10 protein-coding genes are annotated in these 15484 nt (G+C 46.2%); 8 read left to right on the top strand and 2 right to left on the bottom strand.

The window, feature by feature from the left end; translation table 11 throughout:
- Positions 1 to 381, top strand: coding sequence for a holo-ACP synthase (gene acpS, locus AC5O63_RS14575; protein ID WP_494505440.1), 381 nt, complete (start codon positions 1 to 3; stop codon positions 379 to 381).
- A 27-nt stretch (positions 382 to 408) separates the two neighbouring features.
- On the opposite strand, the gene barA is transcribed toward acpS, so the two are convergent.
- The gene (barA, locus tag AC5O63_RS14570) at positions 409 to 3198 is read right to left on the bottom strand and encodes a two-component sensor histidine kinase BarA (RefSeq protein WP_494505439.1); all 2790 of its coding nucleotides are present in this window, start codon (positions 3196 to 3198) and stop codon (positions 409 to 411) included.
- 374 nt (positions 3199 to 3572) lie between these two features.
- On the opposite strand from barA, the gene rlmD reads away from it, so the two are divergent.
- The 5 genes from rlmD (at position 3573) to eno (ending at position 11380) form a co-directional block, all read left to right on the top strand.
- Positions 3573 to 4892, top strand: a complete 1320-nt coding sequence (gene rlmD, locus AC5O63_RS14565) for a 23S rRNA (uracil(1939)-C(5))-methyltransferase RlmD (protein ID WP_494505438.1) — start codon at positions 3573 to 3575, stop codon at positions 4890 to 4892.
- Between the two features lie 72 nt (positions 4893 to 4964).
- Entirely contained in the window at positions 4965 to 7184 is a 2220-nt protein-coding gene (relA, locus tag AC5O63_RS14560; protein ID WP_494505437.1) for a GTP diphosphokinase, read from the top strand.
- Between the two features lie 220 nt (positions 7185 to 7404).
- Positions 7405 to 8217, top strand: a complete 813-nt coding sequence (mazG, locus tag AC5O63_RS14555; protein ID WP_494505436.1) for a nucleoside triphosphate pyrophosphohydrolase — start codon at positions 7405 to 7407, stop codon at positions 8215 to 8217.
- 146 nt (positions 8218 to 8363) lie between these two features.
- Positions 8364 to 10004 (top strand): CTP synthase, encoded by a 1641-nt coding sequence (pyrG, locus tag AC5O63_RS14550; protein ID WP_272785677.1) that lies wholly within the window; start codon positions 8364 to 8366, stop codon positions 10002 to 10004.
- Positions 10005 to 10081: 77 nt separating this feature from the next.
- The gene (gene eno / locus AC5O63_RS14545) at positions 10082 to 11380 is read left to right on the top strand and encodes a phosphopyruvate hydratase (RefSeq protein WP_272785676.1); all 1299 of its coding nucleotides are present in this window, start codon (positions 10082 to 10084) and stop codon (positions 11378 to 11380) included.
- Between the two features lie 353 nt (positions 11381 to 11733).
- Here the strand turns inward: eno and AC5O63_RS14540 are convergent, their stop codons facing one another.
- Positions 11734 to 12963: a multifunctional CCA addition/repair protein gene (locus AC5O63_RS14540; protein WP_494505435.1), complete on the bottom strand. Its 1230-nt coding sequence runs from the start codon at positions 12961 to 12963 to the stop codon at positions 11734 to 11736.
- An 88-nt stretch (positions 12964 to 13051) separates the two neighbouring features.
- Here AC5O63_RS14540 and AC5O63_RS14535 point away from each other — a divergent pair, with 88 nt between their 5' ends.
- Positions 13052 to 14674 carry an ExeA family protein gene (locus tag AC5O63_RS14535; RefSeq protein ID WP_494505434.1) on the top strand — a complete coding sequence of 541 codons (1623 nt, stop codon included), beginning with the start codon at positions 13052 to 13054 and terminating at the stop codon, positions 14672 to 14674.
- Entirely contained in the window at positions 14667 to 15458 is a 792-nt protein-coding gene (locus tag AC5O63_RS14530; protein WP_494505433.1) for a general secretion pathway protein GspB, read from the top strand. The genes AC5O63_RS14535 and AC5O63_RS14530 overlap by 8 nt, the downstream gene beginning before the upstream one ends.
- The last annotated feature ends 26 nt before the right edge of the window (positions 15459 to 15484 follow it).

Genomic DNA, 15484 nt, shown 5'->3' with positions numbered 1-15484 from the left:
ATGGCAATTGTAGGTCTAGGAACAGACATCGCTGAGATTGAACGAGTTGAAAAGGCTCTGGATCGAAGTGGTGAGCCATTTGCTCAGCGTATCTTGACTCAAACTGAATTAGAGAAGTTTTCAGCGCTTAAGCAGCAAGGAAGATTTCTTGCAAAACGCTTTGCCGCGAAAGAGGCTGCGTCGAAAGCGCTTGGCACTGGGATTGCGTTGGGCGTGAGTTTCCACGACTTTGAAATAACCAACGACGAGTTGGGAAAACCAGTGTTAAACCTTACAGGTAAGGCTCTGGAAATTGCTACACAAAAACAGGTGGAGCATATCCACCTGTCTATTTCCGATGAGCGACACTACGCAGTCGCAACGGTTATTCTAGAGAGTTAAAGCTTAGCTCTCTAGCTTTATAGCTCTCTAATTCTCTAAATAGGGCTGAGCGCTCGCAACCACTTTCTCCATCTCATCTTGCAGTTCGAATAACTCAGGCTCTATATCCTCAATCGCGGCACCTGAACGAAGAGTTTTCTCTATCGTTGCGCAGACATTTTTCAAGCGCGGAACTCCGCAATAAGAGCTGCTGCCATGTAGTTTGTGTACGTGATGAATGAGCTGTTCGGTATCGAAATGATCATCTTCAAGAGCGCCTTCGACAATCGCGTTTACTTCAGGAATATAATCGACCAACATCTTGAGCATATCACGTGCTAAATCTTCTTTATTGGCGGACTGCTTAAGTGCGGCTTGCCAATCAATGATCATATTGCTGTGTTCAACTTGAGTTGCTTCTTCCGCATGAGCTTCGATAGTCACAGGGCTTGAAGTAATATCGAGTTTCTCTAACTCTTGCTCGCTGGTGTGCGGGTTCCAATGCATCAAGACTTGTTGCAGCACGTGCTCTTCGATTGGTTTGGTGAGGTAATCATCCATACCTGCCTGAAGTAAGCGGTCGCGTTCACCGCTCATCGCATGGGCGGTTACTGCTATGACCGGCGTATTCGCGTTGAGCTCAGTTTGTTTGATCTTGCCACACGCGGTCACACCGTCCATATGCGGCATTTGGATGTCCATTAAGATGATATCAAAGTGTTGAACTTCCGCTTGCTTGACCGCATCGACACCATTAGTGCAAGTAATCACACTTTCCACTCGCTCTTGGAGTAGGGCGCTGATCAGTTTCAAGTTAGCTGGGTTATCGTCAACTGCCATCACTCGAAGTGGTAATGTTTCGCGGCTTTCTTGTGGGCTTTCAAGCAGAGGAATACTCTCTTGATTTGTCGCTAGGGTTTGCAGAAGTTTTCGACGCGATAGCGGCTTGGTAATACAGTGAATATGGTATTTCTGAATCAGATGATCTGACAGTGCAAGCGTGGTACTCGGTGTGCCCACGACCACATGAGGTGCGCAGCGCATGGCTTGCTCAACCATCAATTGAACTGATGTTGTGTCGTTATCTTTACTTGGTGAAAGGTTGAGTAGTACATAGTCAAAGCTTTCTGCTTCCTCTGGTAAAGAAGATCGATAGGTCACTACCAAGCCCTCTTGTACCAAGGTTTGCTGAATTACCGACGCCGCTTGCATATTTGGCTCGACTAACAGCAAGGTGCGTTGGCGGAGCACTTGGGTTTCAATCAGGTCGCTGACCGGCATATCTGTAGAAGAGAGTCGCAGCGTAAACCAGAACGTCGAACCTTGGTGCAATCGGCTTGTTAGGCTGATTTCGCCCCCCATTTGGCTGACCAGTTTTTGGGTGATAACAAGGCCTAATCCTGTACCGCCATAACGTCTTGAAATACTAGCGTCAGCTTGGCTAAAGGCTTGGAATAGCTGCGATTGCTGGCGTTCGGAAATACCGATACCTGTATCGCGCACCATAAATTGAAGTTCAACCGAGTCGTCTCTTTGTGAGCGAAGCTCGACACTAATATCGATATTGCCGCGTTCAGTAAATTTAATCGAGTTACCGACAAGGTTAGTCAGAACTTGTTGAATACGTAGTGGGTCACCAACCAGTCCGGTTGGGATCTTAGGATCAACTTTCAGTGTCAGTTCGAGCCCTTTTTCGTGGGCGCTGGTGGCTTGCAAGCTAACCACTTCTTCTAGCGAGCCTTGGAAATCAAATGGGATATTTTCCAGAGCCAGTTTACCCGCCTCAAGCTTCGAAAAGTCGAGAATATCATTGATGATATTGAGTAGGTTATTGGCCGATTTCTCGATCGTTTGTAGATAATCCGTTTGGCTATTAGTCAGGGTCGTTTTCAGCATTTGACGAGTGAAACCAATCACCCCGTTAAGTGGCGTGCGTAGCTCATGGGACATGTTAGCTAAGAACTCTGATTTAACCCGCGCAGCCTCTTGAGCACGTTTTTTCGCGATATCTAGCTCGACGTTTTGAATTTCCAACTGCTCTAAGGTTTCTCGCAAATCAGAAGTCGCTTGGTCAATACTGTGCTGCATTTCCACATGGTACTCTGACAGCGATACTGCCATCGCGTTGATACCGTTTTTCAGCGAGTCTAGCTCCCCGTGCATCTTGCCTTCGATACGTACATCAAGGTGACCACGACGAATCCGGTCAACCATGTTTTTCATATGCGAAATTGGTCGTGTCACGTCGTACATCAAGCGATAAGCAAAGACGGCAGATAAACCTAAGCCAATCAACAAGACTAAAAACGCAGAGAAAATTTCTTGATACTGTTGTAAACGCAGCGAGGATAAATCGAGCTCAATAGCCACATAGCCGAGAGCTGGATTGGCGTTTGGCCCTTTCATCGTCGCGACAAGCCCTGATTCAGCAATGACAGGGGCGCGAAGAATGAGAGTGTTTTCTTGTAAATCTGAACTGACTAACAACGGAATAGGCGCATTGCGCGGAAACGTCAGTAATTCAAAGTTTGGATGGAAGTTAGAAGTAACAAACAGTTCGTGGTTGTAGTCAAACACCGCGATACTGCGAACAAATTTAGAATTCTTACGATGGGCGTAGCTGATGATACGGCGCACCGATTCGCGGCTGTTATTCTTTAATCCATCTTCACTGGCGATCGCCAGCGGTTCGATAATACTTAATCCTGAATTGATAACCTGCTTTTCTAAGTCGTGATAGCGGTTGAAAGAGAAAAAAGCACTCAGAAGCAGTCCGATAATTAGCGTCGGCGCTAAGGTAAGAGTAATAACGCGGGCGCGTAAGCCATATCTTGTCATTATTGTCTAAACATCGTGGTGTGGATATGGGAAAATAACTTCCAAAATAAAAGAAGCCGTCGAATCGATAGCCTTAGCTTGGGATAAGAAAGTCATAGAGATTTTCTTCCGTGAGCCCATGTTCTTACAGGCTAGTACGATAATTTTAGATGCATAACGAGGAAAAATCACAAGTCAATAGCTGGTCTATTGCGGTGATTTTGACAAAGTTAGGCGCTAAAAGGAGCGTGCTAGCAGGCTTAGGTTATTCCAAGCTAAGGTTACTAAGCATAATCAACTCAGTCGGCTCAGACAATGATTCAAGCGTAAAAGCTTGGGACACAAGCAGCAATTCGAGCAATAGGCCGTAAGGTCATAAATAGTAGGCACAAAGCATGGCGCGTTTTTTCCAACCAAAGAAGAAAACTCAACTGAATACCAAACACCAATCGCTGACGATTGAAAAGTTGGATCATCACGGCGCAGGTATGGCCTACCAGAATAAAAAGCCCATTTTTATAGAAGGTGCTTTGCCCGGTGAACAAGTTCTTGCTCAGCTGACAGAAAGTAAGAGCAAGTTTGCCCGTGCCAAATTAATTAAGATTCAAAAAGCTAGCGAACAACGCATAGCGCCATTTTGCCAACATTACGCAGAGTGTGGCGGTTGTAATATGCAGCATTTATCTGTAGAGGCGCAGCAAGAGTACAAGCAGCAAACACTGAGTCAGTTGATGAGTAAATTTGCTGGGCAAAGCGTCGCACTAAGCGCGCCTGTTGTGGGAGATGAGCGTGGTTATCGCCGCCGTGCCCGCGTTAGCATCAAGCTGAACAAGAAAACTCGTCAGCTTGAGTTTGGCTTTCGTAAGAAACAAAGCAAAGACATTGTTACTGTGACCCATTGTCCCGTTTTAGATACCGAGCTGGATAATTTATTAGCGCCACTTTATGACCTGCTCAGTGGTTTCTCCAACCAAGAGAACCTTGGTCATGTGGAGCTAGTTAAAGGCGACAATACTAAAGTGATTGTTCTGCGCCATCTAAAAGCCCTCAAAGAGAGTGAGCAAAAACTGCTGGAGCAGTTCGCGGTAGAGAATCAGGCAAGCTTATATTTGATGCCGGAAAGCGATCAGCTTAATCGAGTGGTGGGGGAGTCGGCTCACTATCTAGAAGCGGGTGTGACAATACCGTTTGAGCCAAATAATTTTATTCAAGTTAACCAGAACGTTAATCAAGCCATGGTTGAGCAAGCGTTGATTTGGCTTGAGTTGAGTGAGCAAGACAGAGTATTAGATCTGTTTTGTGGTTTGGGTAATTTTAGTTTGCCAATGGCAAAACAAGTGGCAAGTGTTGTCGGGGTAGAAGGCGTTGATGTCATGGTTGAAAAAGCCACCAACAATGCCCAAGTTAACGGTATCAATAACACCGCTTTCTATCAGGCCAATTTGGAACAAGATGTGTCTGGTCAGCCCTGGGCAGCAGAAAAGTTTGATAAAATACTGCTTGATCCAGCAAGAGCAGGGGCAAGCGGTATCATCGAACAGATTTCCGTTTTGGGTGCGAGTCGAGTGGTATATGTGTCGTGTAATCCAGCGACGCTTGCCAGAGACTCACAAAGCTTGCTCAATCAAGGCTACAAATTACAAAAATTAGGTATGCTCGATATGTTTCCGCATACAAGCCATTTAGAATCTATGGCGCTCTTTGTAAAGGATTAAAACGAACTTCCCTACTAGTCGGCAGTCTGAACATGGGCAGTTCGAAAATAGAAAAATAACAGGACGAAAATAATGGTTGCGGTAAGAAGCGCACATTTAAACCAAGACGAACAGTTTGAGCTAGATAAGTGGATTTCTAGCTTAGGGCAAGACCCTAAAGTGGCTAAGCGCTTAAAAGAAGTTTACCTCCAGGGTGAGGCGATTTTACAAGATAACGATCAAGGCCAGCTACTCTTGTGGCGCGGGCGTGAAATGATCGAAATTCTTATCACTCTGTCGATGGACAAAGCGACCCTTGTCGCTGCATTGTTGTTTCCGCTGGTGTCGAGCGGCGCGTATAGCCGAGAGCAGTTCGAAGAAGATTTCGGTAAAGAGACCATCAAGCTGATTGATGGTGTTGAAGAGATGGCCGCACTGGGTCAACTGAACGTGACCCTTGAAGGCAGTGCTGCCTCTTCTCAGGTCGACAACGTACGTCGCATGCTACTTGCGATGGTGGATGATTTTCGCTGCGTCGTTATCAAACTTGCTGAGCGCATCTGTAACTTGATTGAAGTGAAGAAAGCGCCAGATGAGGTACGCCGAGCAGCCGCTCAAGAGTGTACTAACATCTATGCACCACTAGCGAACCGCCTTGGTATCGGTCAGTTGAAGTGGGAAATCGAAGATTACGCGTTCCGTTACCAACAACCTGATACCTACAAACAGATCGCTAAGCAGCTTTCTGAGCGTCGCATTGTCCGCGAGCAGTACATCAAAGACTTTGTTGATGACCTGACGTCTGAAATGAAAGGCTCTTCTATTAATGCTGAAGTAAGTGGGCGTCCTAAGCACATCTACAGCATCTGGCGAAAAATGCAGAAGAAAGGCCTCGCGTTTGATGAGCTATTCGATGTACGTGCGGTGCGTATTATCGCCGACAAACTGCAAGATTGTTACGCGGCACTCGGGACTGTGCATACCAAGTATAAGCACCTGCCGAGTGAATTTGATGACTACGTGGCTAACCCTAAACCTAACGGTTACCAGTCAATTCATACCGTGATTCTTGGCCCAGAAGGCAAGACGATTGAGATTCAGATTCGTACTAAAGACATGCACGAAGATTCTGAGCTAGGTGTTGCTGCGCACTGGAAATACAAAGAAGGTGGTGGCGGCCGCAGTGGTTACGACGAGAAAATTACTTGGCTGCGTAAGCTACTCGATTGGCAAGAAGAGATGTCTGACTCGGGTGAAATGCTTGATGAACTGCGTAGTCAGGTGTTCGATGACCGTGTGTATGCCTTTACCCCGCGTGGCGATGTGGTCGACCTACCAATGGGAGCTACACCACTTGATTTTGCTTACCATATTCACTCTGAAGTTGGTCACCGGTGTATTGGTGCCAAGGTCGCTGGGCGTATTGTTCCGTTTACCCACAAATTGGCAATGGGTGATCAAGTTGAGATCATCACCTCTAAAGAGCCCAATCCATCCCGTGACTGGCTAAACCCTTCGATGGGCTTTGTGACTTCAGGTCGAGCTCGCGCGAAAATCAATGCGTGGTTCCGCAAACAAAGCCGCGAGAAAAACGTCGAAGCAGGGCGCGATATTCTCGAAGTTGAATTGCAGAAAATTGGTGCGACTTTAAAACACGCCGAGCAGTATGCGTTGAAGCGCTTTAACGTCAACAGCACGGATGAGCTGTACGTTGGTATCGGCAGCGGTGACTTACGTATCAACCAAGTGATCAACCACATCAATGCCTTGGTCAATAAGCCAACCGCAGAAGAAGAAGATCAGCAAGCCCTAGAGAAGCTTCAAGAGGCAGAAAGCAAAGCTCCAGCGCAAAGTCGTCCGAAGAAAGATGCGGTTGTAGTGGAGGGGGTTGATAACTTAATGACCCACCTTGCCCGCTGTTGTCAGCCGATCCCAGGTGATGAGATCGCAGGTTACATTACGCAAGGGCGCGGTATTTCAGTACACCGAGCAGACTGTGAGCAGCTTGAAGAACTGCGTCATCATGCACCAGAGCGTATTATCGACACGGTGTGGGGTAGTGGATTTGTTGGCTCTTACATCCTAACCGTTCGCGTTGAAGCGATGGAACGCGGTGGACTGCTTAAAGACATCACGACTCTGTTTGCTAACGAGAAGATCAAAGTGACCAGTATGAAGAGTCGCGTTGATTATCGTACTCAAATGTCGATCATGGACTTTGACTTGGAAGTGACCAACATTGAGATTCTGCAGCGCGTGTCTAAACGAGTTGAGCAGATCAAGGATGTTATGTCGGTAAAACGCCTCGGCTAAAATTCTCGTCATACTTGAAGCTGACAGCGTTGTTGCCTGCGCTCACTCGCTCCATCACATAGGCAAGCTATGCTCAGGAGTCTCGCTCGCTTGTCGCCTAGCTGCAGCTTCAATTATTTAGAGAATTGATCAATATATAACGAAGGTGAGTGGTTTTGGCTGCTCACCTTTTTATTTAAATGAATGTTCTTTAGATAGCAGATTTAAAGGAAGAAGGAATATGAGTCACCCGATTGAACAGTTAGAACAGATTATGGCGCAGCTTCGTGACCCAGAAACAGGTTGCCCTTGGGATCTAAAACAAAGCTTTGACACTATTGTTCCTCACACCATTGAAGAGACCTATGAAGTTGTTGATGCGATTCAGAATCGCGATTGGTCGAACCTAAAAGAGGAACTGGGTGATCTGCTGTTTCAAGTTATCTTCTACAGCCAACTGGCTAAAGAGCAGCAACTGTTTGATTTCTCGGAAGTGGTCGAAACCGTCAATGAGAAGCTGACCCGTCGTCATCCGCATGTTTTCTCTGATGTTGAGTTTGAGTCGGATGAGCAGATCAATGCCAACTGGGAAGTGGAAAAAGCAAAAGAAAAAGCTCAGGTAGGCAAAAAAGAACAAAGTATTCTAGACTCAATACCAAATTCTCTACCTGCGTTATCTCGTGCCACAAAAATACAAAAGAAAGTGGCGAAACACGGATTTGATTGGGACTCACTTGGCCCAGTAGTCGGTAAAGTTCAGGAAGAAATTGAAGAGGTAATGGAAGAGGCACTGCAAGTCGCTCCTGACGAAGAAAAAATTGAACTTGAGCTCGGAGACCTGCTGTTTGCCACGGTAAACTTATCGCGTCATTTAGGGAAAGACCCAGAGGTAGCGCTGAGTAAAGCCAACCTTAAATTTGCTAAGCGGTTTAAAGGTGTAGAAGCCATGGTAGCCGAGCAAGGTAAACAACTAACAGATTACGATTTAGATCAGTTAGATGCGCTTTGGGACAGAGTAAAAGCGCTAGAAGTAGATAAAGGTAGTGGCAACTAATCCGTTACTCGAATTTGATTTGAAGCAAAAAATAAAAAATTGCAGTGTGATAGATTTCACGTTGTGGCGGTTAAGGGCTTCTGGTATATTTATATCCCGTCCAGAAGAAATCCATTTTCCCTCATTCAACCAATTTCAGGTTAAACATGACGACAAATTACATTTTTGTTACTGGCGGGGTTGTATCCTCTCTAGGTAAAGGTATTGCAGCAGCATCGCTTGCAGCTATTTTAGAAGCTCGTGGTCTTAAAGTGACTATGATGAAGCTTGACCCTTACATCAACGTTGATCCAGGCACGATGAGCCCGACTCAACACGGTGAGGTGTTCGTCACTGAAGATGGCGCTGAAACTGACCTAGACCTTGGTCACTACGAGCGTTTCATCCGCACCAAAATGACTAAGCGTAACAACTTCACTGCAGGTCGTGTTTACTCAGACGTTCTAGCTAAAGAGCGTCGTGGTGATTACCTAGGTGCAACGATTCAGGTTATCCCTCACATCACCAACTCTATCAAAGACCGCGTAATCGCAGGTTCTGAAGGTCATGATGTAGCTATCGTTGAAGTGGGCGGTACGGTAGGTGATATCGAGTCTCTGCCATTTATGGAAGCTATCCGTCAGCTAGCAGTAGAGCTAGGTCGTGAACGCGCAATGTTCATGCACCTAACACTGGTTCCTTACCTAGCAGCAGCGGGCGAAGTGAAAACTAAACCGACTCAGCACTCTGTAAAAGAGCTGCTTTCTATCGGTATCCAGCCAGATATTCTTGTTTGTCGCTCTGATCGTATGATCCCTGCGAATGAACGTAAGAAGATCGCTCTTTTCTGTAACGTTTCAGAGAAAGCGGTTATCTCTATGAAGGACGTAGATTCAATCTACAAGATCCCTCAACTAATCAAATCTCAAGGTTTAGACGACCTCGTATGTACTCGATTCGGTATTACTGCTCCTGAAGCAGATCTGTCAGAATGGGAACAGGTAATCTACGAAGAAGCGAACCCAACGGGTGAAGTGACTATCGGTATGGTTGGTAAGTACATCGAACTACCAGATGCTTACAAATCAGTAAACGAAGCACTTAAGCACGCAGGTCTTAAGAATCGTCTAAGCGTTAAGATTAAGTACGTTGATTCACAAGACGTAGAAAGCAAAGGTAATGAAGCGCTAGAAGGTCTAGACGCGATCCTAGTACCAGGTGGCTTCGGTGACCGTGGTGTGGAAGGTAAGATCCTTGCGGCTAAATACGCGCGTGAAAACAAAGTACCTTACCTAGGTATCTGTCTAGGTATGCAAGTGGCATTAATCGAATACGCGCGCAACGTTGCGGGTATGGAAGGTGCACACTCAACAGAATTTAACAAAGAGACTAAATACCCTGTAGTTGGTCTGATTACTGAGTGGGTAGACGGCGATGGTAACGTTGAAGAGCGTACTGAGAAGTCTGACCTAGGCGGTACAATGCGTCTTGGTTCACAGCTATGTCACCTTGAGAAAGGGACGAAAGCGCGTGAACTATACGGTAGCGCGACAATCCACGAACGTCACCGCCACCGTTACGAAGTGAACAACAATCTTCGTCCACAGATTGAAAAAGCAGGCCTGAAAGTTTCTGGTCTGTCTGCTGACAAGAAACTGGTTGAAGTCATTGAGAACCCAGCTCACCCATGGTTTGTAGCGGCTCAATTCCACCCAGAGTTCACTTCAACACCTCGCGATGGTCACCCACTGTTTGCAGGTTTCGTGAAAGCGGCTGGTGAATACCAACGCGACGAATTAGAGAAGTAAAGGATACGGGCAGTAGCGTTAGTAGTGCTGCTGCCCTTAATTTTGACATTATATATTCAACGAGAAGGAAACATTCAATGTCTAAGATCGTTAAAGTTCTAGGTCGTGAAATCATCGATTCACGTGGTAACCCAACTGTAGAAGCTGAAGTACACCTAGAAGGCGGTTTCGTAGGTATGGCTGCTGCTCCATCTGGCGCATCAACTGGTTCACGTGAAGCTCTTGAGCTACGTGACGGCGACAAAGCTCGTTTCCTAGGTAAAGGTGTTCTTAAAGCTGTTGAAGCTGTAAACGGTGCAATCGCTGAAGCTCTAGTTGGTAAAGACGCTAAAGACCAAGCTGCAATCGACGCAGTAATGATCGAGCTAGACGGTACAGAAAACAAATCTAAGTTCGGTGCTAACGCAATCCTAGCTGTTTCTCTAGCTAACGCTAAAGCTGCTGCAGCGGCTAAAGGCATGCCTCTATACGAGCACATTGCAGAACTAAACGGTACTGCTGGTCAGTTCTCTATGCCTCTACCAATGATGAACATCATCAACGGTGGTGAGCACGCAGACAACAACGTTGACATCCAAGAGTTCATGATCCAACCAGTTGGTGCTAAGACTCTTAAAGAAGGTCTACGTATCGGTGCTGAAGTATTCCACAACCTAGCTAAAGTTCTTAAGTCTAAAGGCTACAGCACTGCAGTTGGTGACGAAGGAGGTTTCGCTCCTAACCTTAAGTCTAACGCTGAAGCTCTAGAAGTTATCGCAGAAGCTGTTGCTGCTGCAGGTTACGAACTAGGTAAAGACGTAACTCTAGCTATGGACTGTGCTGCATCTGAGTTCTTCGATAAAGAAGCAGGCATCTACAACATGAAGGGCGAAGGTAAAACTTTCTCTTCTGAAGAGTTCAACCACTACCTAGCTGAGCTAGCTAACCAGTTCCCAATCGTTTCTATCGAAGACGGTCTAGACGAGTCTGATTGGGCTGGCTTCAAGCACCAAACTGAACTACTAGGTGACAAGCTTCAACTAGTAGGTGACGACCTATTCGTTACTAACACTAAGATCCTTGCTGAAGGTATCGAGAAAGGCGTAGCTAACTCTATCCTTATCAAGTTCAACCAAATCGGTTCTCTAACTGAGACTCTAGCTGCAATCAAGATGGCTAAAGATGCAGGTTACACAGCAGTAATCTCTCACCGTTCTGGCGAAACTGAAGATGCAACTATCGCTGACCTAGCGGTAGGTACTGCTGCAGGTCAAATCAAGACTGGTTCTATGAGCCGTTCTGACCGTGTTGCTAAGTACAACCAGCTAATCCGTATCGAAGAAGCTCTAGGTGCTAAAGCTCCTTACAACGGTCTAAAAGAAGTTAAAGGTCAATAATCTCTCGTAGATTATTAATCTAAGCTTTGAATGCCTCGCAATAGCGGGGCATTTTTTATCTTGAGAAAAGTGAGATAGAGAAGCTCTAGGCGCTAAAGCTCCTCCTCTTTACAACGAAAGCGGTCTTAAAGAAGTTAAAGGTCAGTAATTCATAGCAATTTGCTGAATTATTCGCTTTAAAGCTTTCGAAGCGCTCCACTTAGGTGGAGCGCTTTGCTCCGAGATCGGGCTTCGCCCTACGAGAATCGGGAACGGACTTCGTCCTTCGAGAAGTTCTCGTGGTGAAATGGTCGAGACTTGTTGGCCGTATCTGCTCACGTTAGAGCTTAACTCTTTGAGCGTATCTCTATTCTCTATTCTCTATTCTCGCTTCTCAGCTCTCGAATCGCCTCAACTCGACGCTTTTCCATCTCAGTGCGAATATCCGCACCCTTAAACCCATCTTTAATAATGTCTTGTACGTTGACGGAAAGAGCGGCTTGATAGGCTTGCTCGAAAATAGTTTTTTGTGGGTAGTCGATATCTTCAAACCCAGTGCGTCCACGGCTATCAGCCATACAACAAATCAGAATGTCTTGTAAGCGTTCCGGCTTGCGCCATACATCGAACTTGTTCAGCACTTTGAGTTTGGTTTCTGGGCGAAGCTCAGCAGCTCGATGAATATTGGAGTGTTGCTCACAGACCATCAAGGCGAGGTCACGATATTCATTAGGGACTCTGACACGTTCACACAGCGATTTAATCAGCTTAAGCCCAGTATGACAGTGCATTTTATGGCTCGGCCATTCAGACTCTGGCGTAATGCCTTTGCCAAGATCATGGACTTGAGAGGCAAACCTTACTGGAAGAGACTCGCTAAGTAGTGCGGCTTGCTTTGCGACCATCAGCGTGTGGATTCCTGTATCAATCTCAGGGTGCCACTTTTCAGGTTGTGGAACACCAAACAGAGCATCGAGCTCAGGCAAGACGACCTTGAGAGCATCACACTGCTTTAAGACGGAGAGAAATACTTGCGGATTTTGGGTTGATAACGACTTATGCCACTCTTGCCAAACCCGTTCAGCGGTTAAGTGCTCTAGCTCACCAGAGCTGGCAATGTGGCGCATTAGCTCAATGGTTTCATCGGCAACACTAAAGCCTAGGTGATGAAGCTTAGCGGCAAAGCGCGCGACTCGCAGTACGCGGAGAGGATCTTCAGTAAACGCCTGCGAAACGTGGCGTAAGATCCGATCGTTGAGATCTCGCTGACCATTAAAGGGATCGATGATATTGCCATCAGGATCTTGCGCCATCGCATTGATGGTCAGATCGCGTCTGAGCAGATCTTCTTCTAAGGTGACATCGGCGGCAAAGTAACATTCAAACCCGGTGTAGCCAGAGCCGACTTTACGTTCGGTTCTTGCCAATGCATGTTCTTCTTTACTCTCTGGGTGAAGAAATACAGGGAAGTCTTTACCAACCGCGGTATAGCCTTTGTTAAGTAGCTCTTCAGGGGTTGAACCAACAACAACCCAGTCTCTATCATAGACATCAATATCTAGCAGTTGATCGCGAACTGCGCCGCCAACAAGGTATCTTTGCACCTAGCTCTCCCTTTTCATCAGTTTGGCATTGGCTAATTGTGTCAGCAATGGTACTTTTCTTAGCACTAAATTCCCAGAGAAGAGAGTTATGTATCAACAACATTTTGCACTGACAGAATTGCCATTTTCTATTGTGCCTAATTCTCGTTTCCTCTATCAGAGTCGACGCCATAAAGAAGCTATCTTCCAAATCCAAGCTGGGCTAGGTGAAGGTGGCGGTTTCGCTATGCTGACGGGTGAAGTGGGAACCGGTAAAACGACCATTGCAAAATCGATACTTAAAACTCTAGCAGACAACACGCGCGCAGGGCTGATCTTAAATCCGACTTTCTCAAATATTGAGTTGTTAGAAGCAGTGTGCGATGAGTTCGATATCCATTATCAGGAAAACGCGTCTCTAAAGCAGCTTAATCAGTTGATTCATCAATTTCTAATGGACAACCATGCTAATCGGGTTCAAACCTTATTGGTGATTGATGAAGCTCAGCATTTATCAGCAGATGTCCTCGAACAACTACGCTTACTGACCAACCTTGAAACAGAAAGCCAAAAGCTACTTAAGGTGCTGTTGATTGGTCAGCCCGAGTTACAGCAGAAACTGCAAATGCCACAATTAAGGCAGTTAGCGCAGAGAATTACCGGTCGATATCATTTGCTGCCCCTCAATCAAGAGGAAACTAGAGACTATATTAAGTTTCGTCTCGCTTTGGCTGGTGGTAATCCTGAACTCTTCTCGGTTCAATCGATTAAGTATATAGCTCGGCAAACGCAGGGCATTCCTCGTCTTATTAACTTGGTGTGTGATGCGAGCCTTAAGCAAGCTTATAGCATTGGAGAACCGCAGCCGACACACAATATCGTTGTGACGGCCTGCGATGATGTGATGAGCTTTCAAACTGGCTCAGTGCCGCCTGCTGCGAGTAAGGCTTCTAGCAAAAAAGTTTCCCTTTCTCCGAGCGTACTTTCTATTCTCGTCGGGAGTATCTTGTCGATTGGCGCATACTACGCGACGCCGACACTTGTAACACCCGTTGTCGTTAATCAATTACAACAGCAATACCCAGCGGTTGAAAACGTACAGCAGCAAGATGAGGTGTTTCCTCAAGCCTTGAAGGCGCAACTTAATCAAGCCAACAATCAAGAAGTAGCGATTGCCGCTTTATATAAAGTGTGGGGATATCGAGCTTCAGTGTTGGACCAGCTGTGTCTTGATAATGGCGAAGCTCTGTTTCGCTGTGCGCTTGAGAGCGGCTCTCTGGAACAGCTTGCTGAGAAAAATGTGCCTGTTGTGCTGACATTGAATATTGACCAACAACCTCGTTTCGCTGTGTTGTTAGGGCTATCTGATACCCATGTTCAGCTATTAGCTAACGATCAAGTTTTCGAGTTTGAGCGTGAATGGCTAAGCAGTATTTGGCAGGGAGAATATCGCGAGATATGGCAGGGCTACTGGAACCAAACCTTAAAGCCGGGTATGAGCGGTGAAGCCATCGCGGTGTTAGATCAGCACCTTTCCCAAGTATTAGGGGAACAGTCTTCTGGAAAAAGCCAGTTTAATGAGCTGCTTAAACATAAAGTTGAGTTGTTCCAACGTTGGCAAGGATTAACTGTTGATGGTATTGCGGGGCGTAAAACATTACGTCTTTTGGAGAAGCTTTCTCAGCCACAAGCGCCAACATTAATGTCTCGAGAGGTCAGTTCTAATGTCTAAAGTCATGCAAGCCTTAGAGCACTCTGAGCGCAGTCATCAAAATCTTTCATCTCTCCATCAAGCCCCAGCTCATGTTATCGAGCAACAGAAAGAATCTCGCCGAGGACGTAATGTCGCATTCGCACTGCTTCCACCTATATTGGTAGCAGGGGTAATGGCATTTCAAACCTATCAAGCAGAGAAACAGCGTTGGTTGGAGCATAATGTTGCCGAAACCGTTCTAGTTGAAGTCCCTTTTGAATACACGGCTAGCCAAGCTCCTGATTTTGGCCCTTTGGCTGTCACTTATCGTGACAATAGCAGCTCGGCGCAGAGTGAATGGTTAAACCAAATTGAGCAGGATAACAGCTCGTTACCTCAAGAAGTTTTAGAGCAAGCGAGTACTGTTGATAGCAATACAACAGAGAGTCATGTCTCTGAAGGCAGTGATGACCTGCTGGCTGGACTTGATTTGTCGCAGCTATCGCCGGAGTTAGCACAGCGTTTTGAGTCTGCGCTGAGTAGCAATGCTAAACCAAAGTCAAATAGACAAAACAGTGAAGCTTCGAACCTATCTCAACAAGCGGAACGTTGGTATGGCAAACTGCCGGCCTTAAATTTCCAAACTCACGTCTATTCGAGCAAACCAAGCAAACGATGGGTCAAGATCAACGGTGTTGAGTATAACCAAGGTGATTGGCTGAGTGACAATATTGAGCTGGTGGCCATTGAGCAGCAATCTTGCCTAATACGCTTTAAAGGCGAGTTAATAGAAGTGCCGGCTCTGTATGATTGGCAAGGATAGGATTGCAACGGATCAAAAAAGGTCAC

This window comes from Vibrio sp. SCP2, assembly GCF_059295395.1.
Note: the sequence above shows the minus strand (reverse complement) of the source record. Positions and strands in the feature narration are given on the sequence as shown.